Origin of the sequence: Enterobacteriaceae endosymbiont of Donacia provostii, from assembly GCF_012570145.1 — a bacterium.
Classification (GTDB): domain Bacteria; phylum Pseudomonadota; class Gammaproteobacteria; order Enterobacterales; family Enterobacteriaceae.
This window is the reverse complement of the sequence record NZ_CP046206.1, coordinates 393,803-415,370: the sequence shown is the minus strand read 5'-3', so window position 1 is coordinate 415,370 and position 21,568 is coordinate 393,803. Positions and strand designations below refer to the sequence as shown.

Here is a 21,568-nt window from a genome sequence, read left to right as displayed (position 1 = left end):
ATCAAATGATAAAAAAATTAGTGAAATTTAAAGAATTAAATCCTTTTAAAGAAAACTTTCAAGGTCAATATTTAATTGAAGCATCAGCAGGAACCGGTAAAACATTTACTATTATAATTATATATTTAAGAATGATTTTAGGATTACATCAAAAAAATTTTAATATAAAACCTTTAAATGTAGAACAAATTTTAGTAGTAACTTTTACTGATCTTGCAACACAGGATTTATATAATAAGATTAAACATAGTATTTCTTTATTAAAAATTGGTTGTATACAAAAAAAAAGTAAATATGATATTATTGATAATATTATTAAAGATATAAAAGATTATGAAATTGCTTATGATTTATTATTAAAAGCTGAAAAAAATATACGTAATGCATCTATTTATACAATACATTCTTTTTGTCAAAAAATTTTAAACTTAAAAAATTATGAAATTTATGATTATTTTTTAAATAAAAAAATTATTAATAATGAAATTTTTTTACAAAAAAAAGCTGTTATAATTTTTTGGAAAAAATATTTATATAATTTATCTAAAGAAATTGTTAAAGTTATTTTGTTATTTTGGAAAACTCCAGATGATTTATTAAAATCATTATTACCATTTTTATCACAACATAAATTACCAATTATAAAATATCCTTTTAAATATAAAAATATTTATTTACAATTTAATAAAAATAAAACATATATTATAAATATAAAAAAATATTGGATAAAATATAGACATAATATAATTAATATCATTAATAAATCTAATGTTAATAAACACATTTATAATAAAAAATTTCTTCTATATTGGATAAATATTATTAATGAATGGAGTATAAAAAAAACTCAGAATTATTTTTTTCCAGCAGAATTATATAGATTTTCTCAAGAAATATTAATTAATAATACTATTAATAAAATTAATCCACCTATTTATATATTATTTAAATATATTGATATTTTTATAAAAAAAATTATTAATTTAAAAGAATTAATAATTGTTAAAGCAATTCGTTATATTAATAAATATATTTATAAAAAGAAAATTAATAATAAAGAAATAAGTTTTGATGATTTATTAAAAATTTTAAATAAAAGTTTATATACCGAACCTGGAATCAAAATAGCAAAAGATATAAGAAAATTATTTCCCGTAATATTAATTGATGAATTTCAAGATACAGATATACAACAATATAATATTTTTAAAAAAATTTATTTAAATCAAAAAAATTATTTAATGATATTAATTGGAGATCCTAAACAAGCAATTTATTCTTTTAGAGGAGCAGACATTTTTACTTATTTAAGGGCTTCTTTAGAAATAAAAAAACGTTATACGTTAACATATAATTGGCGTTCTTCAAGTACAATGGTTAATAGTGTTAATAAATTATTTTCTAATAGAACTTATCCTTTTTTATTTAAAAATATAATTTTTAATCCTATTAAATATACAAAAAAAAAATTAAATAATCATTTTATTATTAATAATAAAATAAAATCTGGAATAACTTTTTGGTTTATTGATAATATGCAAGATATAAATAAATATAAAAAAAAAATAGCATATATTTGTGGATATCAAATATGTCAATTAATAATTTTAGGTAAAAAAGGAAAAGCTTTTTTTCAAATAAATAATAAGAAAAAAAATATTGATATTACAGATATAACTATTATCGTTCGTAATAGATTTGAAGCTCTAATTTTAGAAAAAGAATTTATAAAATTTAATTTACCTTGTATTTACTTATCTAATTCTAATTATATTTTTGAAAAACCAGAAGCTAAGGAATTAGTCTTTTTATTAAAAACTATTATTAACCCAGATAATAAACAAGAAATTAAAAATATTTTATCAAGTAAATTATTTAATATTCCTTTATATTTTTTTCAAAAAAATAATCAAAGTCATTACATAGAAAAAATAATTAATCAATTTAATAGATATAAATCTATCTGGAAAAAATATGGAATATTATATATGTTAGAAGAAATTTTTATAAAAGATAAAATTATTTCTAAAATAAATATTTTAGAAAATTTTATAAAAGACAAAATTAAGAATATTTTATACATAGGTGAAATGATACAAATATCATGTCCCAATAACAAAGATATTAATAAAACTATAGAATGGTTATTACAACAAATTAAATATACAAATCAAAATTTTTTAAATAAACAAACAAAATTAAATCATAAAGTTAATAAAATTAAAATTATTACTATACACAGATCTAAAGGATTACAATTTCCTATTGTTTGGTTACCTTTTATTTCTTCAAATATTATTGAATTTATCAATAAAGAAGGTATTATCTATCATAATAGAAAAAATTTTAAAGTAACTTTAGATTTTAAAAAAGATAAAGAAAGTAAAAAATTTTTTTTAGAAGAAACACTTTCTGAAAATTTAAGATTATTATATGTATCATTAACTAGATCAATTTTTCATTGTAGTATTGGAATTGCTAATTTGAAATTTTATAATTTTCAAAAATCAAATTTATACTTGTCTTATTCAAATGCATTATTTTTTTTACTTAAAAAAAAAAATTATATTTCAGATTTTCATTTTAAAAAAATTTTATATAATTTAAAAAATAAAGATATTTCTATTAAAAATTTTACTGAAAAAAGAAAAATAAAATTAAATATTAATATTTTTACTAAAAAAAATAATAATAAATTATTTACAACAATATCAACAAAAAAATTTTTATTTATAAATAAAATAGTATCTAATTTTTCTAAAATTAAAAAACAACAAAATTTTAATTTTAATATTAATTATCAATATCAATTTTTACAATTTATTAAAAATAATAAAAAAAAAACACAACATACACTTCCTATAGGTAAAAATACAGGAGTAATTATTCATAAAATTTTAGAAAAATTAGATTTTACAAAAAAAATTTCTAGAAATTTTATTAAAAAAGAATTATTAAAAACAAAACATATTAGTTCTACTTGGCATATTATGATAACTAATTGGTTAAATAATATTTTAAATATTCCATTAGGAAAAAATAAAATTATTTTAAACCAAATAAATAATAATAAAAAAAAAACAGAATTTAAGTTTTATTTATCTATAAAAAAAAATTTTTCTTCTATAAAATATAATAATATTATAAATAAATATGATTTTTTTTCTAAAAAATTAAATACATTAAATTTTAATGGTTTTTTATCAGGAATAATAGATTTAATATTTATATGGAAAAAAAAATTCTATATTTTAGACTATAAATCTAGTTGGTTAGGTAAAACATGTAAAGATTATAAAATAAAAAATATAGAAAAAGATATTTATTTAAATTATTATAATATACAATATCAATTTTATACATTAGCTTTACATAAATATTTAAAATACCGTATAAAAAATTATGATTATGATAAACATTTTGGAGGTATTATTTACCTCTATATTAGAGGTATTAATTTAAAAAATAATAATGGTATATGGGAAATAAAACCAACAAGTCAATTAATTAATAAATTAAATAATTTATTTTTATAACATTAAATTTTATAAATTATTAAATAAAATAATATGTATAGATTTTTAAAAAAATTATGTAAAATAAAAATTATTCGTTTTATTGATTTATATTTAGCATTAATTTTAACAAATAAAAAAAAAGAATTATTAACTTTTGCTATTTCTTTATTAAGTAAATATATTAGTGAAGGTAATATTTGTTTACCATTATCTAAATTACATTTAGATATAAACATTATAAATAAAAAAAATAAAAAATTTATAGAAAATATAAAGAAAATTAATAAAATTAATAACTGGAAAGAAATTTTATTCTCTTATAAAGATCTTGTAAGTGATGGTCAAAAAAATACTCCAATTATTTTAATAAATAATTGTTTATATTTACATAAAATATGGGAAGAAGAAAATATAATATTTAAAAATTTTTTTTATAATAATTTTTATTGTCAAAAACCAGAAAAAATTATAAAAATTTTAAAATTTTTATATAAAAAACAAGATTTCATACAAAAAGGTGCTATTTGTTCTGCACTAACACATAGAATTAGTATCATTACTGGATCTCCTGGAACAGGAAAAACAAGTATGATATCAAAATTAATTTTTGCTTTCATAAAATTTTTTGATAAACATTTAAAAATAAATGTTGTAGCTACTACTGGTAAAGCTGCAATTAGATTAACACAATCTATTAATATTTATTTTAAAAATATTTCTAATGAAGTTTTTAATAAAATACAAAAAAAAAGTATTCCTACAAAAGCAACAACTATACATAATTTATTAAAAATAAATCTCTATTCTAGAAATATTAAATTTAAAAAATTGAATATTGATCTTTTAATTATAGATGAATCATCAATGATTGATTTTAATTTAATGTCCATTATTTTAAATATTTTACCACAAAAAACTCAATTAATTCTATTAGGAGATGAATATCAATTACCTTCTATAGAATATGGAAATTTATTTAAAGATTTATGTTATTTTAAGAAATTTTCTTTTACAAGAAAATATTTATTATGGTTAAATTCTATAGTTAAATATTCATATAAAAATAAAAATATTAAAAATTTTTTTTTTCGTAATTTTATAACTGTTTTAAAACATAATTTTAGATATGATTTAAATTCTGGTATTCATCAATTAGCTATAAATATTAAAAATGGTAATATAAGAAATATTGAAAAAATTTTTTTATCAAAAAAATATAATGATATAGAATATTTTAATATATTAAATATAAATCATTATAAAAAAATGATATCTTCCTTTATAAAAGGATATACAAAATATTTTTTTTATTTAAAGAATAATAATATACATGATGAAAATATTTTATATAAATTTAGTAATTATCAAGTAATATGTGCAATAAAATATGGATTATTTGGTACAAAAAATATTAATTTTATTATTGAACAAGAATTATTAAATAATAAAATAATTAAAATGAATTTAAAAAATAATAGTTGGTATATAGGTAAACCAATTATCATTACAAAAAATGATCACCTTCTAAATGTATTTAATGGAGATATTGGTATTACTTTTTTTGATATTAAAGATAAAAAATTTAAAATTAAATTTTTTTCATTTAATAATAAACAAAACATTGTATTAATTGATAATTTACCATCATATGAAATAGCATATGCAATAACAGTACATAAATCACAAGGATCAGAATTTAAAAATGTTGCATTAGTATTACCTGATAAATTTTATTCTATATTAACTAGAGAATTAATTTATACTGCTATTACTAGAACACAAAAAAAAATTACTATTTATAGTAATAAAAATATTTTTTATCAATCAATAAAATCTAAGATACAAAGATTTTCTAATCTTAAAAATAAAATTAATAATTATAATTAACTATTATTTAATAGATTTATAAAAAAATATATTTTAAATTAAACGTTCTTTAATACGTGCAGATTTACCTATTAAATTACGTAAGTAATATAATTTTGCTTTTCTTACACATCCTCTTTTTTTTATTTTAATATTATGAATTATTTTAGAATATAAAGAAAAAACACGTTCTATTCCAATACCATTTGATAATTTTCTAATAGTAAAAGAACAATTAAAACTTTTTTTTTTAGTAATTGAAATAACAATACCTTCAAAAATTTGTATTCTTTTTTTTGTATTTTCTACAACCCAAATATAAATTTCTAATGTATCTCCAGTTCTAAATAATGGAAATTTTTGATAATTTTTTTTTTGTTGTTGTTCAACATAATTAATAATATTATTCATTATTTTTTTCTTTAAAATTATTTATTTTTTAAATAAGAATGTTTAAATTTATTAAACAATAATTTTTCTTGTTTTGTCAATTTTTTTTTTTTTAATAAATCTGGTCTTTTTAACCAAGTTATTCCTAATGATTGTTTTAATCTCCATTCTTCTATTTTTTTATGATTTCCTGAAATTAAAACTTTAGGAACATGATTATTTTTTAAATTTTTTAATATTTTAGGTTTAGTATAATTAGGAAATCCTAATAAACCATTATTAAAAAAAGAATCTGTTGTACATGATGATATTGTATTTAATACACCAGGAATATTTCTTACTAAAACATCTATTAAAACCATAGCTGGTAATTCACCCCCACTAAGAATATAATCTCCTATTGAAATTTCTTCATCTACAAAATTATTAATAACACGTTCATCTATACCTTTATATCTACCACAAATAAAAATCATATTTTTATATGACAATAATTTTTTAATACAAGATACATTTAATTTTTGACCTTGAGGAGATAAAAAAATAATTTTTATATTATCTTTTTTCATTTTTAATTTTGCTTGATTAATAGCCCTTATTAAGGGTTCTGCTTTTAATATAACTCCACCTCCACCTCCATAAATTAAAGAATCAACTTTACGATTTTTATTTTGAATAAAATCTCTAGGATTAAAAAAACTAATATTTAACAGTTTTTTTTTTATACTTTTATTAATTAATCCATATTTTATAATTTCTTTAAATATATTAGGAAATAAACTAATTATACTAATCCACATATTTTAATTATTTTATTTGAAATGTTATAAGTTCCAGTCTACTTGAATAAATTTATTATTTAAATCTATTTTTTTAATAATATAATTTTCAATAAAGGGAATTAAAATTTTTTTTTTATGTACTTTTAATAAATTTGTTTTAATAATTAAAATATCATATATTTTTAAACTAATTAAATTAGTAACTTTACCTAATAAAAAATTTTGATTAAATACATAACATCCAATTATTTCATACCAATAATATTCTTTTATGTTTTTATATTTTTTTAATTCACTATATGAGATAAATATTTTTTTATTAATTAAATGAGAAATTTCATTAATATTATTAAAATTATTAAATTTAACAATATAATTTTTTTTATATATTTTATATTTAAAAAATTTTATAAAAAAAATATTATTTATATTATTTAATATAAATATTTTTTTATATAAAAAAATATCTTTTTTATTTTGAGTAAAAGAATATAATTTAATCCATCCTTTTATACCAAAAAATTTACCAAATTGTCCTAAAAGAATTTTTTTTTTTAACATATATTTATTTAAATAAATATATTTAATTATTTTATTAAGTTATGTACTCTTTTAGAGAGAGTAGCTCCTTTAGATAACCAAAATTCTATTCTATTTTTATCAAATTGTAATTTTTTATTTAAATTTAAAGGATCAAAATAACCTAACTTTTCTATAAAACGTCCATCTCTAGAATTTCTACTATCTGTAACAATAATTTGATAAAAAGGTTTTTTTTTAACACCTTTTCTAGATAATCTTATTTTAACCATATTTTTACTACTCCATATTTTTTAAATTAAAATAAATTTTTTACATATTTAATTATTTTACTAAAATTATGATTTTTTTTCATTTTTTTAGTAATTAATTTCATTTGATTATATTGTTTAAGTATAACATTAATCCTATAAATAGGAACTCCTGATCCTAAAGATATTCTTTTTTTTCTAGAAAAATTAATTATATCAATATTATTTTTTTCAAATATAGTCATAGAATTTATTATTGCTTTTGTATGTTTTATAGTATCATTATCAATATTTAAAATACTTAAAATAGGATTAGAAAAATTTTTAATATTATTTATTTTAATTTTATCTAAAAAATTAATAATATTTTTACTACCTATTGTTTGAATTTGTTCTATTTGTTCTAAGAAATTTTGAAAATTTAATTCATTTTTATTTTTTAATTTTTTTATGAAATTTTTATTTTTTTGAAAATTAATTTTTTTTTTAATCTCATTAATAATAGATAATTCAGAAGACATACCTAAAATTTTAGAAGCAATTATTTTAGGAGAAAATATTTCAATATTATTTATTTTTTCTCCTGTACCAATAAATTTAATAGGTTTTTTTATTATATATTTTACAGATAAAATAGCACCTCCTCTAGTATCACTATCAGTTTTAGTTAAAAAAATACCAGTAATAGGTAAAAGATCATTAAATTTTTTAGCACTATTAATAGAATCTTGTCCTGTCATAGCATCAACAGTAAAAATAGTTTCTATAGGAGATAATATATTATGAATATCTTTTATTTCATTCATCATAGAATTGTCTATATGTAATCTTCCTGCAGTGTCTACTATTAATATATCATAAAAATGTTTTTTCGCATAAAATAATGCTTTTTTAGATATTTCTTGAGGAGAATATTTATTATCTATATTTAGATAATCAATTTTCATATTATTTGCTAAAATTTGTAATTGTTTCATTGCAGCAGGTCTATATATATCTGTTGATATAACAACAATTTTTTTTTTATATTTTTTTTTTAAAAAGTATGCTAATTTTATTACACTTGTTGTTTTTCCTACTCCTTGTAATCCAATAAATAAAATTACAGCAGGTGGTTGAATAGCAATATTAATATTCTTATTAGAAGAATCCATAATTTTAATTAAATTTTTATATACTATTTTTATAAATTCTTGTCCTGGAGTAAAATTATTATTAATTTTTTTACCAACAGCATCTTTTTTAATATTTTGAATAAATTTTTTAATAACTTTTAAAGAAACATCTGCTTCTAATAAATTATTAAAAATTTTATCTAAAGTTTCTTTTATATTTTGTTCTGTTAAACGTCCATAATTTCTAATTTTTGATAATGTTTTAGATAATTGATTACTTAAATTTTTAAACATAAAAATTCCTTATATATATTTTTAAAATAAAACATAAAATATTTCTATATATAAATATTTTTTAAAATTAAAATTTAATATATATTTTTTTAAAAAAGTATTTAATTATATAAAATATAAATATTTATATATTTAAATAAAAAATGTAATTAATATGATAAAAAATATAATATTAGAAAAAATAATTAATAATAAATTAAAAAATAATTTAAATATAAAAGATTATATTCCTAACGGTTTACAAATAGAAGGTAAAAAATATATAAAAAATATTATACTTGGAGTAAGTGCTTGTCAACAATTATTAAATATTGCAGTAAAATTTAAAACAGATGCTGTTATTGTACATCATGGATATTTTTGGAATAATGAATCTCCAATTATTAAAGGATTTAAAAAAAAAAGAATATATACATTATTAAATAATAATATTAATTTATATAGCTGGCATATTCCTTTAGATATTAATGAAAAAATAAGTAATAATATTTATTTAGCTAAAATTTTAGATATAAATATAAAAGGTAAAATTAATCCTTTTATATTTTATGGATTTTTAAAAAAAAAAATAAATATTAAAGATTTTTTGAAAAAAATAAAAATTAAATTAAATAGAATTCCATTACATTTTGGTAAAAATGCACCTAAAAAAATTTATAAAATAGCTTGGTGTAGTGGGGCAGGACAGAAATTTTTTGAACAAGTACTAAATTTTGATATTGATGTTTTTTTAACAGGAGAAGTATCGGAAATGAATTTACATATTTCTAATGAAAATAAAATTCATTTTATTAGTGCAGGACATCATGCAACAGAAAAAGGTGGAGTTATCATGTTAAGTAAATGGTTAAAAAAAAAATTTAAATTACAAACTCATTTTATAGATATATATAATCCAATATAAAATATATAAATAAATTATAATTAAATATCATTATATTTATATAAATTAAAAAATTATTTATTAAAATAAATAAGGTAATTATTTTGAATAAAAAATTAAATTTAACAGCATTAATATCATTAGTATTAAGTTCAATGTTAGGTGCAGGAGTATTTAGTCTACCTCAAAATATGGCTCTAATTGCAAGTCCTTTAGCTCTCATAATAGGTTGGTGTATAACTGGTATCGGTATAATTTTTTTAGCAACTTCTTTATTATTACTTAATAAATTAGAACCTAATTTACAAGGAGGTATTTTTGCTTATGCTAAAAATGGATTTGGTAATTTAATATGTTTTTATTCTACCTGGGGGTATTGGTTATGTGCTATTATTGCTAACGTTTCTTATTTAGTCATCTTATTTTCTGCAATGGGTCTTTTATTTGATAGTTCAAATCATATAATTTTTGGTTCTGGAAATACATGGATATCGATTTTAGGATCTTCCATATTATTATGGATTATACATTTTTTATTATTAAAAGGAACACAAACTGCTTCTAAAATTAATATCATTACTACATTATGTAAATTAATACCTTTAATTGTTTTTGTAATTTTATCTTGTATAGTTTTTAATTATAAAATATTTAGTTTAGATTTATTAGGTTTAAAAACAAAAGTTTCAATTTTAAAACAAATTAAAGATACCATGTTAATTACTTTATGGGTATTTATTGGATTAGAAGGCGCTGTTATTCTTTCTAATAAAGCAAAAAATACTAAAGACATAGGAAAAGCAACATTATTAGCAGTTATTATAGCTTTATTTATATATTTACTTATAACTTTATTACCTTTTGGTATTTTTTCTAGATTAGATTTAGCTAGGATAAAAAATCCTTCTCTAGCTAGTATTATGACTGTTTTAATCGGTCAATGGGGTAATATTTTTACTTCTTTAGGATTAATTATTTCAGTATGTGGTTCATATCTTAGTTGGACAATAATGGCTGCAGAAGTACCTTGGATTGCTGCTAAAAATAATATTTTTCCTATAATATTATCTAAACAAAATAATAATAAAGCTCCATCATATGCTTTATTATTTACTAATATTAGTATGCAAATATGTTTATTATTAATTTGGATAACCAAAATTGATTATAATAAATTATTGAATATTGCATCTGAAATGATATTAGTACCATATTTTTTAGTTGGGGCTTATTTAATAAAAATATCTTGTAAAAAAAAAATAAATAAGTTTAATTTATTTATTGGTATCGGGTCTTGTCTTTATTCTATTTGGTTATTATATGCGGCTGGATTTATAAATCTCTTATTATCTTTAATATTATATACACCAGGGTTAATTATTTTAATATTAACTAAGATTATAAATCCTAAAATTTTATTTTTAAGTAAAATTGAAAAAATTTTTTGTTTTGTTTTATTAATTTTATCTATTTATGCTTTATTTATTATATTAAATTAAAATTATAAAAAAATATATCATGACTATTTATAATATATTTTAGTCATGATATTATTAAAATTAAAGTTTAAAATTTTTAAATTCTTTAATTTTTACTGTAGAGTCTATTTGTCCTATTAAATAGGAGCTTATTTCTACTTCTTGAGGAGCCATTTGTACATTATCAGATATTAACCAAGAATTAATCCATGGAAGAGGATTTTTTTTAATTTTAAATGGTGATTTTAGACCTACTTTTTCCATTCTAATACTAGTTATATATTTTATATATTGACACAATATATTCTTATTTAAACCTATCATTGATCCATTAGCAAATAAATATTCAGCCCATTGTTGTTCCTGTATAGAAGCATCTAGAAATAATTTATAACATTGTTTTTCGCATTCTATAGCAATTTTTGCCATGTCTTTATCTTCTTTCCCTTGTCTCATGTTATTAATTATATATTGTGTTCCTCTTAAATGTAAATATTCATCACGTGCTATAAATCTAATAATTTTAGCATTTCCTTCCATTAATTCTCTTTCAGCAAAAGCAAAAGAACAGGCAAAACTAACATAAAATCTAATAGCTTCTAAAATATTAACACTCATTAAACATAAATATAATTTTTTTTTTAAATCATATAGATTTATATTTATTTTTTTACCCTTAAAAGAAAAGGTACCTTCACCAAATAAATGCCAATAATTAGTCATTTCAATAAGTTCATCATAGTATTTAATAATATCTTTTGTTCTAAGAAGAATATTATTATTAGTAATAATATCATTAAAAATGATAGATGGGTCATTTACAATATTTCTAATTATATGGGTATAAGATCTAGAATGTATTGTTTCAAAAAATGACCAAGTTTCTACCCATGTTTCTAATTCTGGAATAGAAATTAAAGGAAGTAAAGCTATATTAGGACTACGACCTTGAATTGAATCTAATAAAGTTTGATATTTTAAATTACTAATAAATATATGTTTTTCATTTTTTGATAAGTTTTTATAATTAATACGGTCATATGATATATCTATTTCTTCTGGTCTCCAAAAAAAACTTAATTGTTTTTCAATTAATTTTTCAAAAATTTGATGTTTTTGTTGATCATAACGCGCAATATTTACAGGTTGTCCAAAAAACATAGGTTCTTTTAATTGATTATTTGGTTTTTTAGAAAAAGTAGTATAATTCATTTTACTATCCAAAAAATTTTAATTATTTAAAAATTAAATTATACAAGAACCATTTAAACATATATCATTTTCTTTTATAATATTATCATCATTGATATAATTAGCTCCATCTCTAGTGTTTTGATAATACAATGTTTTTATTCCTAATCTATAAGAAATTAATACATCATATAATAATTGTTTCATTGGTATTTTATTTTTTTTAAAACGAGTAGGATCATAATTCATATTTGATGAAATAGATTGATCAATAAATTTTTGTATTATACCTATTAAATTTAAATATCCTTGATTATTTGGAATTTCCCATAACAATTCATATTTTTCTTTTAATTTTAAAAATTCGGGTACTACTTGTTTTAAAATACCATTTTTAGAAGCTTTAATACTAACAAATCCTCTGGGAGGTTCTATACCATTAGTAGCATTAGATATTTGAGAAGAAGTTTCAGAAGGCATAATAGCTGACAATGTAGAATTACGTAATCCATATTTTTTTATATTATTTCTTAATTTTTCCCAATTATAATGTAGTTTTTCTGTATGTATTTGGTCAACATATTTTTTATATGTATCTATAGGTAGAATACCTTTAGAATAATTTGTTTCTTTAAACAATGGACAATAACCTTCAATTTTTGCTAATTTATTAGAAGCCTTTAACAAATAATATTGTATTGTTTCAAATGTTCTATGTGTTAAATTATTTGCACTATTATCAGAATAACGAACATTATTTTTTGCTAAATAATAAGCAAAATTAATAACTCCTATACCTAAAGGTCTTCTCCCTAAAGCTGAATTTTTAGCAGCAGGAATTAAATATTTTTGATAATCTAATAAACAATTTAATGCTCTTACAATTAAATCAGATAAATTTTTAATTTCATATAAATTTTTAATTTTTCCTAAATTAAATGCTGCTAAAGTACATAATCCTATTTCTCCATTAGGATCATTAATATTATTTAGTGTTTTAGTAGGTAAAGTAATTTCTAAACAAAGATTTGATTGTCTTATTGGAGATATTTTAGGATTAAAAGCAGAATGTGTATTACAGTGATCAACATTTTGAATATATATTCTACCTGTTGAAGTACGTTCATGCATCATTAATGTAAATAAATTCAAAGCACTAATAATTTTTTTTCTAATTTTATTATTTTTTTCATATTTTTTGTAAAGATTACTAAATTTTTTTTGGTCTGAAAAAAAATATTCATACAAACCAGGAACATCTGAAGGACTAAATAAAGTAATATTTTCTCCATTAATTAAACGTTGATATAATAATTTATTAATTTGTACACAGTAATCAAGATGTCTTACTCTATTATTTTCTACTCCTCTATTATTTTTTAATACTAATAAATTTTTTATTTCTAAATGCCATAAAGGATAAAATAATGTACCTGCTCCTCCTCTAACACCTCCTTGAGAACATGATTTAATAGCAGTTTGAAAATGTTTATAAAAAGGAATACATCCAGTATGTAATGCTTCTCCATTTCGAATTGGACTACCTAAGGCACGTATACGTCCTACATTAATACCTATTCCTGCCTTTTGAGATACATATTTTACTATACTACTAGTTGTAGCATTAATAGAATCAATATTATCACCACATTCTATTAAAATACATGAACTAAATTGTTTTGTTAAAGTACGTACACCAGACATAATAGGTGTGGGTAAAGATATTTTAAAAGTAGATATAGCATCATAAAAATGTTTAATATAATAAATTCTTTTATTTATAGGATATTCAGAAAATAAACAAGCTGAAATTAATATATATAAAAACTGAGCACTTTCATAAATTTTACCAGTGACTCTATCTTTTATTAAATATTTTCCTTCTAATTGTTTTACTGCTGCATATGAAAACTTCATATCACGATTATGATCAAGAAATTTTTCCATAATTAAAAAATCCTTTTTATTATATTTTTGTAAAAGTAATTTGTCATATTTTTTTAAAAAAATCATTTTTTTTACATGATTGTATAATGTTGGAGGATGAAATGTTCCATAAGCTTCTTTCCTTAAAAGAGATATAGCTAATCTAGCAGCCATATATTGATAATCTGGATTTTTTTCTGAAATCAAATCTGCTGTTATTTTAATTATAATATTATGAATTTTTACTGTATTAATTTTATTATATAATTGTAAAAATAATTGTTTTTTTATTTGTATAAAAGATATATTTTGTAAATTTTTAGCAGCATAAGCTAATAGAATATTTATTTTATTCATATTTATTAATTCTATACATTTATTTCTTTTAGTAACAAAAAAATTTTTTTTCATATTTAATACCTTTCAAAATAAAAAGATATCTTTAATATCTATTAAATACGTATTTAAAATATAATTTTTAAACATTAAAGAGTAAATAATTTTATATAAAAATTTATTTTAAATAAAATAAAAATATAAATTTTATTAACTATAACTGATTTAGCTTAATTTTAAGATAATTAATATTATTAACTTTATATATTTTTAATATAGTATTGCTAATAATATAATGATATTACCTATAGAAAAGAAAGGTCATAATTTATATTATTAAAAATATTTAAATTACAAAATTTAGAAAATTTATCAGTAATTTATATATAAATTCCTATCTTAAATAAATATATTGCTTCAATATTAAATTTTATTTTAATGAATTTATATTAATAAAAACTTAAATTGTTATTATAATATTAAAATTAATAAAAACGAATAATTTATATTTTAATACTACAGCTATAACTACATTAATATAATATATTTTTTCTATTTTTAATATTTTTTTAAAGTAATAGGATACAAAAAATTTTTATTTTAAAAATAAAATGTTTTTTTATTAAAAATTAATTGAGGATTATAAATTATTAACATTATTTTATAATAATTACTTTTTTAGTAAAAGTATTTTATTTTTAATTATATAAATAGGAATAATAAATAATAAATTAAATTTAATAAAAATATTATCATTTATAATAATTTATTATTTTTTTTTCATCATAACTACATATAATTATATTTACTTTTATATTTAGAAAATTATCTATTTTTATACTAATTATAAAATTGTAATTATTTAATTTTTATTTTTTTAATAAAATTGATTGTTTTATATTAATAAAATTACTAATTTAAGATGATTTTCCTTTTTTATTTTTTTTCTTAATTAAGAAAAATAACTCATTATATATATTATTCTAAAATTGTATTTTTTTCATATTATAAAAAAGTATTTATTAATTTTTTTACATCTATTTAAATTCTTTATTATTAAAATATCTGTATTTATATTTTAATTTTTTTAACAATATATTGAATTTCAGATTTACTAGCTAAAATATATAATATTTTTAGTAATTTTAATGCATGATTTTTATCATGCATTATGAGAAATAATAATAATATTAATAAATTTTATATTTTTGTTGTACATTGTACATATATTATATAATTCCTGTAATAAAATTTTAATAATTTAAAATAAATTTTTTTTATCTTTAATAAAAAGAATCTATACAATAGAATTTATATTTTACGTAAAAACTATTTTAATTTTTTTTAAATTATGATTTTAATTATTAACAATATAAAATATAAATAAAATATATAAAACTTTTGTGTAATAATAAATTTATTATAATTATTTATTTTTTAATAAATAAATCATAAGTATTGAAATATCAGCTGGTGTTATACCAGGTATTCTAGAAGCTTGTCCAAGAGTATACGGTTTATAATAATTAAATTTATCTATTGCTTCACTAGATAAACTTTTAATAGTATTAAAATTAATATTTATAGGTATTAATATATTTTCATTTTTTTTTTGTTTTTTTATATGTTCTTCTTGTCTTTTAATATAACCTTGATATTTTAATTCTGTTTCAATATATTCAAAAATCTCTATTTTTTCTTTATTAAAAGATAATATATTATATTTTAATAAATCTTTATAATTTATTTCGGAACGTTTTAATAAATTAATTCCATTAATATTAATATTATTTATATTATATTTTTTTAATAAATTTTCGAATTTGTTTTTATTATTTAAATTAATAGAAAAATTTTTAATTTTTTGATATTCTTGTTCAATACTTTCTAGTTTTTCATTAAATTTTTTCCAACGTAAATCATCTACTAAACCTAGTTTTCTACCTATTTCTGTTAATCTTATATCAGCATTATTTTCTCTTAATAAGAGTCTATATTCTGCTCTTGATGTAAACATACGATATGGTTCTTTTGTGCCTAAAGTACATAAATCATCTAATAAAACACCTATATATGCTTGATTTCTTAATGGATACCATGATTTTTTTTCATCTATTAATAGAGAAGCATTTAATCCTGCTATTAGTCCTTGGGCAGCAGCTTCTTCATAGCCTGTAGTTCCATTAATTTGTCCTGCAAAAAATAAACCTTTTATAAATTTACTTTCCATTGTAGGTTTTAAACCTCTAGGATCATAAAAATCATATTCTACAGCATATCCTGGTCTAGTAATATGTGCGTTTTCTAAACCTTTAATTGATTTTACAATTAAAAGTTGTACGTTAAATGGTAAACTAGTAGAAATTCCATTAGGATATATTTCATTATTTATGATGCCCTCCGGTTCTAAAAAAATTTGATGTTTTTTTTTATTAGAAAATCTAATAATTTTATCTTCAATAGATGGACAATATCTAGGACCTTTTGATTTTATTAATCCACTATATATAGGACTTTTTTTAATATTATCAAATATAATTTGATGTGTATCTATATTAGTATATGTAATATAACAAGGTAATTGTTTAGGATGTTGTTTAGCATTACCAAGATAAGAAAAAAATGGTAAAGGATCATCACTATTTTGTTTTTCTAATTGAGAAAAATTAATACTTCTTTTATCAATACGGGGGGGGGTACCTGTTTTTAATCTTCCTTTATTTATAGGCAATTCACATAAAAATTTAGCTAAACTAATAGATGAAATATCATTAATTCTTCCTCCAAGATATTGATTATTAGAACCAATATAAATTTTACCATTTAAAAAAGTACCAGTCGTTAAAATTACAATTTTAGAATAAAAAATATCATTATTTTTAGTTATAATACCATTTATTTTATAATTTTTAATGATAATTTTTTTAACTTCTTGTTGAAAAATAAGTAGATTTTTTTCTTTTTGTAATAAAAATTTTATTTGAGATTTATATATTTCTCTATCTGCTTGTGCTCTAGTAGATCTAACAGCAGGTCCTTTACTATAATTAAGGATTTTAAAATTAATACCAGAATAATCAATTGCGGTAGCCATAATACCATTTAATGCATCTATTTCTTTTACTAAATGACTTTTCCCTACACCTCCAATTGCTGGATTACAAGACATTTGTCCAATTGTATCTATATTATTTGTTATTAAAAGAGTCTTTTTTTTCATTTTAGCACTAGCTATAGCTGCCTCTGTACCTGCATGTCCACCACCTATAACAATTACATCAAATTTATTAAAATTATACATAAAATTATATACCGAGTTTTAACAAAATATAAAATATTTTATCTTTAAAAGATAAGTAATTAAATGGGATCAACATTAATAATAAACTTAATTTTATTAAAAAAAATAATTTTTTTCATAATAACAATAATATAATTTGTAATTAATTGTAATTTTTTTTTAAAAATATGTTGTAAAATTAATTGTTTTCTAAAAAAACCTTTTCTTTTAATTTGTTTTAATGATAATGGTCCAATAATAATAAATTTTTTTTCATTTATAAATTTTTCTATAATTTTTTTTTTTAAAATTTTTAAAAAATTTAATAAAATTTTTTGATCTTTAGATTCAAAGATTAGAGAAATATGATTAGTAAAAGGAGGTAATAACATTTTTTTTCTTTCTTTTAAAATAAAATGAACTACATCATAATAAGTTTGATATTTTTTAAATATTTTTAAAAAAATTTCATGATTTGGATAATGTGTTTGAATAATAACTGTTTTTTTTTTTTTATTTAAATGATTATTTAATATATTAAAAATATATTGTGTAAAATATTCTGTAGTTTTAAAATTTTTAGAAAATAAAATATTATCTATATTTAAAAAAATAATTAAACTATTTTTTAAAAATGAAAAATATTCCTTATATAAAATTTGAGATGAAATAATAATTGAAGGTTTTTTATTATTAATACATAAAATTTTTTTAAAAAAATTATCATTATTAATATTAAATATTGATATATTTGGAAAAATATTATTTAATAACTCAGTTAATTTTTCTATACCAATACCTATCGGTATAAAAAAATTTTTATGACAAAAGGGACATATATCAAACATATTAATAATTTTTTTACAACAATAACAATATAATTTCCATATATTTTTATAAAATATAAAATTATTGCTACAATCTGTACACTTTAAAATTTTATGACAAAAATTACATAAAATATTAATAGCATATCCAATATGTTTATAATAAATGATTATTTGTTCATTTTTTTGAATATATTTTAATATTATTTTTATTAAAGTTTTAGAAAGATATGGCGATTTAAATGTTTTTTCACCTAAAAAGAAAAATGTAAAGAAATTTTTATAAACTATTTCTTTTTTATTTTCAAATAAAAAATCATATTTTTTAATATTAATATTATATATTGTTTCTATACTTAACGTATTAGAATTTAATATAATAGGAATATTATCCATTTTAGCTCTTAAAATAGCTATATTTCTAGTATTATATTCAAATACATTATTTTTTCTATATATAAAATTATGTTCTTCTGTTAAGATTATTAATCCTAATTTAAAATATTGTATCAAAATAGAAAATTTAGTTCCTATTATTATAGATAATAAACCATTTTTTATATTTTTCCAAATTGATAATGTTTTTTTATTAGTAAAATTTGAATATAATAAACAAATAGATGTATCTAATTTAGATAAAAAATATTTATATAATTGAAAAGAAAAATAATATTGTGGTACGATTATTAATATTTGTTTTTTTTGTGATAGAATTATTTTAATCATATCTAAATAGATGTTAATTTTTTCAAGAAAAATAATATTATTCTGTGTAACATAAACACAAAATTTATTTTGATTACATTTTTTTTTAAAATTTTCTAAAATGTTTATTTTTTCATTTTTCATAAAATTATTATATTTTTTATATAAATAATCTTGTTTTTGATTATAAAATTTAAAATTAATTTTTTTAATTTTTAAAAACTGAAAATATTTTAATATCTTAATGTTATTCATATAAAGAATATTTTTTGATTGTATATCATCTATATTTATACAAGATTTATTTTTTTTTCTAAAAAAAATCGGTAATATTCGAAATAATATACTTCCAATAGGATATTGATAATATTGAGAAATTTTTTTAGCAAAATTTATCATGAAAGAATTTAATAAAGGTTGTTTATCTAAAATTTTAGTTATAAATTTTAATTTATTTCTATATTTTATAGAATGAGAAGTAATTTTTATTACTATACCTATATAATATTTTTTTTTAATTGATATTAAAACCCTACATCCTATAGATGTAACAATATTTTTAGGTAATAAATAATCAAATTCATTATTTATAACAGAATTATTAATTACAATTTTAATAATTTTCATAATGTTAAATTTTTAATAAATAACTTGTAATAAAATTTTTTATTTATAAAATAAATATAATATTTTAATAAAATAATAATTAATCATATATATGAAAAAAAATATTCATCCTAAATATAATAGTATTTTAGCTAAATGTTCATGTGGTAATTTAATTAATATTAAATCAACTTTAAAAAATAATAAAGAATTAAGTTTAGATGTTTGTTATCTATGTCATCCTTTTTATACAGGAAAACAAAAAATAACAGATAATAAAGGTCGTGTTGAACAATTTAGAAAAAAATTTAAAAATTTTCAAATATTTAAATAAAATTTTAAAAAATTACAATTTTATTAATCAATAATGATTTGATCATTATTAATCATTATTGATTAGTAATTAATAAAAAAGAATTATTTAATTTTCTTTTCTTTATATAAGACATGTTTCCTTAATAAAGGATCAAATTTTTTAATTGATAATTGTTTTATATTTTTTTTATTTTTAGTAATAGTATAAAAATGTCCAGTTTTAGCAGATGAAACTAACTTAATTATTATACGTTTTTTTTTTGCCATAATATATTATCCTTTTTTATTTATTATAAATTTTTATATTTTCTATTCCTTTTTTATTAATTAATCTTATCCCCTTTGAAGATATTTTTAATTTAATAAATCTTTTTTCTTTTGCTAACCAAAATTTATGATAATGAATGTTAGGTAAAAATTTTCTTTTAGTTGCATTCATTGCATGAGAACGTTTATTTCCTTTTATTGTTTTTTTTTTAGTTATTTGACAAATTTTAGTCATTTTTTAGTTCCTTTTAAATTTTTTATTGAAGTTATAATATATATATTTTCTGTATAAAAATAAGTAAATATATTATTTATATAATGTTAATTATTTATTTTTTTTTTAGAAACAATAACCATAGCTGGTCTTAATAATCTTTTATTTAAAATATATCCTTTTTGTAAAACTTTTATTATATAATTTTCTTTAATTTTATCTGATTCAATTATTGACATTGCTTGATGTTTAGATGGGTCAAAGGGTAAATTAATATCATTTATAGATGTAACACCAAATTTTTTAATTAATGTTAATAATGATTTTAAAGTTAATTTAATACCTTCTATTATAGAAATAATAAAAGAATCTTTTTTATATTGTTTTAATTCTAAAGATCTTTCTAAATTATCGATAACAGGTAATAGTTCATAAATAAATTTTTCTAAAGAAAATTTATAGGCGTTTTCTATATCTAAAAATGATCTACGTCTTATATTTTCTATTTCAGATTGAGAACGTAATTTTATATCCCATATTTGTTGTTTAATTTTTTTTATTTTGTTTTTTAATTCAAAAATTTCTATTTTTAATAAATCATTTTTTTCTTTAAAATAATTAATTGTATTGTTTTCGTTATCTGTTTCTTTTTGATCAATTGTATTGTTTTCGTTATCTGTTTCTTTTTGATCAATTGTATTGTTTTCGTTATCTGTTTCTTTTTGATCAATTGTATTGTTTTCGTTATCTGTTTCTTTTTGATCAATTGTATTGTTTTCGTTAT

At 17.5% G+C, this 21,568-nt stretch carries 17 protein-coding genes; 5 read left to right on the top strand and 12 right to left on the bottom strand.

Features of this window, described 5'->3' with window-relative positions; all coding sequences use genetic code 11:
- Positions 1–5: 5 nt before the first annotated feature.
- Together recB and recD are read left to right on the top strand one after the other, a co-directional pair.
- Complete coding sequence (gene recB, locus GJT93_RS02045; RefSeq protein WP_168821939.1) at positions 6–3,536, top strand: exodeoxyribonuclease V subunit beta; 3,531 nt, start codon at positions 6–8, stop codon at positions 3,534–3,536.
- 33 nt (positions 3,537–3,569) lie between these two features.
- On the top strand, positions 3,570–5,405 hold the full coding sequence (gene recD / locus GJT93_RS02040; RefSeq protein ID WP_168821938.1) for an exodeoxyribonuclease V subunit alpha: 1,836 nt from the start codon (positions 3,570–3,572) through the stop codon (positions 5,403–5,405).
- 33 nt (positions 5,406–5,438) lie between these two features.
- Here the strand turns inward: recD and rplS are convergent, their stop codons facing one another.
- Genes rplS through GJT93_RS02015 form a run of 5 tightly spaced genes read right to left on the bottom strand, consistent with a single transcriptional unit; the run spans position 5,439 to position 8,756 of the window.
- Positions 5,439–5,795, bottom strand: coding sequence for a 50S ribosomal protein L19 (gene rplS, locus GJT93_RS02035; protein WP_168821937.1), 357 nt, complete (start codon positions 5,793–5,795; stop codon positions 5,439–5,441).
- Between the two features lie 17 nt (positions 5,796–5,812).
- Positions 5,813–6,574: a tRNA (guanosine(37)-N1)-methyltransferase TrmD gene (gene trmD / locus GJT93_RS02030; RefSeq protein ID WP_168821936.1), complete on the bottom strand. Its 762-nt coding sequence runs from the start codon at positions 6,572–6,574 to the stop codon at positions 5,813–5,815.
- Between the two features lie 24 nt (positions 6,575–6,598).
- Positions 6,599–7,117 carry a ribosome maturation factor RimM gene (gene rimM / locus GJT93_RS02025; protein WP_168821935.1) on the bottom strand — a complete coding sequence of 173 codons (519 nt, stop codon included), beginning with the start codon at positions 7,115–7,117 and terminating at the stop codon, positions 6,599–6,601.
- A gap of 26 nt (positions 7,118–7,143) precedes the next feature.
- Positions 7,144–7,368 carry a 30S ribosomal protein S16 gene (rpsP, locus tag GJT93_RS02020; protein ID WP_168821934.1) on the bottom strand — a complete coding sequence of 75 codons (225 nt, stop codon included), beginning with the start codon at positions 7,366–7,368 and terminating at the stop codon, positions 7,144–7,146.
- Between the two features lie 26 nt (positions 7,369–7,394).
- Positions 7,395–8,756 (bottom strand): signal recognition particle protein, encoded by a 1,362-nt coding sequence (locus tag GJT93_RS02015; RefSeq protein ID WP_168821933.1) that lies wholly within the window; start codon positions 8,754–8,756, stop codon positions 7,395–7,397.
- A 154-nt stretch (positions 8,757–8,910) separates the two neighbouring features.
- Between GJT93_RS02015 and GJT93_RS02010 the strand changes: the two genes are divergently transcribed.
- Both GJT93_RS02010 and GJT93_RS02005 read left to right on the top strand, forming a co-directional pair.
- The gene (locus GJT93_RS02010; protein WP_425483316.1) at positions 8,911–9,660 is read left to right on the top strand and encodes a Nif3-like dinuclear metal center hexameric protein; all 750 of its coding nucleotides are present in this window, start codon (positions 8,911–8,913) and stop codon (positions 9,658–9,660) included.
- A gap of 83 nt (positions 9,661–9,743) precedes the next feature.
- On the top strand, positions 9,744–11,138 hold the full coding sequence (locus GJT93_RS02005) for a basic amino acid/polyamine antiporter (protein WP_168821932.1): 1,395 nt from the start codon (positions 9,744–9,746) through the stop codon (positions 11,136–11,138).
- A 60-nt stretch (positions 11,139–11,198) separates the two neighbouring features.
- On the opposite strand, the gene nrdB is transcribed toward GJT93_RS02005, so the two are convergent.
- The 4 genes from nrdB to priA form a co-directional block, all read right to left on the bottom strand.
- Complete coding sequence (gene nrdB / locus GJT93_RS02000; RefSeq protein ID WP_168821931.1) at positions 11,199–12,329, bottom strand: class Ia ribonucleoside-diphosphate reductase subunit beta; 1,131 nt, start codon at positions 12,327–12,329, stop codon at positions 11,199–11,201.
- 33 nt (positions 12,330–12,362) lie between these two features.
- On the bottom strand, positions 12,363–14,645 hold the full coding sequence (gene nrdA, locus GJT93_RS01995; protein WP_168821930.1) for a class 1a ribonucleoside-diphosphate reductase subunit alpha: 2,283 nt from the start codon (positions 14,643–14,645) through the stop codon (positions 12,363–12,365).
- 1,351 nt (positions 14,646–15,996) lie between these two features.
- On the bottom strand, positions 15,997–17,871 hold the full coding sequence (gene mnmG, locus GJT93_RS01990; RefSeq protein WP_168821929.1) for a tRNA uridine-5-carboxymethylaminomethyl(34) synthesis enzyme MnmG: 1,875 nt from the start codon (positions 17,869–17,871) through the stop codon (positions 15,997–15,999).
- 59 nt (positions 17,872–17,930) lie between these two features.
- Positions 17,931–20,009, bottom strand: a complete 2,079-nt coding sequence (priA, locus tag GJT93_RS01985; RefSeq protein WP_168821928.1) for a replication restart helicase PriA — start codon at positions 20,007–20,009, stop codon at positions 17,931–17,933.
- 91 nt (positions 20,010–20,100) lie between these two features.
- Here priA and rpmE point away from each other — a divergent pair, with 91 nt between their 5' ends.
- Positions 20,101–20,322 carry a 50S ribosomal protein L31 gene (gene rpmE, locus GJT93_RS01980; protein ID WP_168821927.1) on the top strand — a complete coding sequence of 74 codons (222 nt, stop codon included), beginning with the start codon at positions 20,101–20,103 and terminating at the stop codon, positions 20,320–20,322.
- Positions 20,323–20,405: 83 nt separating this feature from the next.
- Here rpmE and rpmG read toward each other — a convergent pair whose 3' ends face one another.
- From rpmG to grpE, 3 genes are all read right to left on the bottom strand, one after another.
- A complete protein-coding gene (gene rpmG, locus GJT93_RS01975) occupies positions 20,406–20,570 on the bottom strand; it encodes a 50S ribosomal protein L33 (protein WP_168821926.1) in 165 nt (54 codons plus the stop codon).
- Positions 20,571–20,586: 16 nt separating this feature from the next.
- Positions 20,587–20,805, bottom strand: a complete 219-nt coding sequence (gene rpmB, locus GJT93_RS01970) for a 50S ribosomal protein L28 (RefSeq protein ID WP_168821925.1) — start codon at positions 20,803–20,805, stop codon at positions 20,587–20,589.
- Between the two features lie 86 nt (positions 20,806–20,891).
- Positions 20,892–21,443: a nucleotide exchange factor GrpE gene (grpE, locus tag GJT93_RS01965; RefSeq protein WP_246212488.1), complete on the bottom strand. Its 552-nt coding sequence runs from the start codon at positions 21,441–21,443 to the stop codon at positions 20,892–20,894.
- Positions 21,444–21,568 lie beyond the last annotated feature (125 nt).

Excerpts from the sequence above, each read along its gene's own strand:
- recB (WP_168821939.1), top strand. The coding sequence starts at position 6 with ATGATAAAAAAATTAGTGAAATTTAAAGAATTAAATCCTTTTAAAGAA.
- recD (WP_168821938.1), top strand. The coding sequence starts at position 3,570 with ATGTATAGATTTTTAAAAAAATTATGTAAAATAAAAATTATTCGTTTT.
- rplS (WP_168821937.1), bottom strand. The coding sequence starts at position 5,795 with ATGAATAATATTATTAATTATGTTGAACAACAACAAAAAAAAAATTAT.
- trmD (WP_168821936.1), bottom strand. The coding sequence starts at position 6,574 with ATGTGGATTAGTATAATTAGTTTATTTCCTAATATATTTAAAGAAATT.
- rimM (WP_168821935.1), bottom strand. The coding sequence starts at position 7,117 with ATGTTAAAAAAAAAAATTCTTTTAGGACAATTTGGTAAATTTTTTGGT.
- rpsP (WP_168821934.1), bottom strand. The coding sequence starts at position 7,368 with ATGGTTAAAATAAGATTATCTAGAAAAGGTGTTAAAAAAAAACCTTTT.
- GJT93_RS02015 (WP_168821933.1), bottom strand. The coding sequence starts at position 8,756 with ATGTTTAAAAATTTAAGTAATCAATTATCTAAAACATTATCAAAAATT.
- GJT93_RS02010 (WP_425483316.1), top strand. The coding sequence starts at position 8,911 with ATGATAAAAAATATAATATTAGAAAAAATAATTAATAATAAATTAAAA.
- nrdB (WP_168821931.1), bottom strand. The coding sequence starts at position 12,329 with ATGAATTATACTACTTTTTCTAAAAAACCAAATAATCAATTAAAAGAA.
- nrdA (WP_168821930.1), bottom strand. The coding sequence starts at position 14,645 with ATGAAAAAAAATTTTTTTGTTACTAAAAGAAATAAATGTATAGAATTA.
- mnmG (WP_168821929.1), bottom strand. The coding sequence starts at position 17,871 with ATGTATAATTTTAATAAATTTGATGTAATTGTTATAGGTGGTGGACAT.
- priA (WP_168821928.1), bottom strand. The coding sequence starts at position 20,009 with ATGAAAATTATTAAAATTGTAATTAATAATTCTGTTATAAATAATGAA.
- rpmE (WP_168821927.1), top strand. The coding sequence starts at position 20,101 with ATGAAAAAAAATATTCATCCTAAATATAATAGTATTTTAGCTAAATGT.
- rpmG (WP_168821926.1), bottom strand. The coding sequence starts at position 20,570 with ATGGCAAAAAAAAAACGTATAATAATTAAGTTAGTTTCATCTGCTAAA.
- rpmB (WP_168821925.1), bottom strand. The coding sequence starts at position 20,805 with ATGACTAAAATTTGTCAAATAACTAAAAAAAAAACAATAAAAGGAAAT.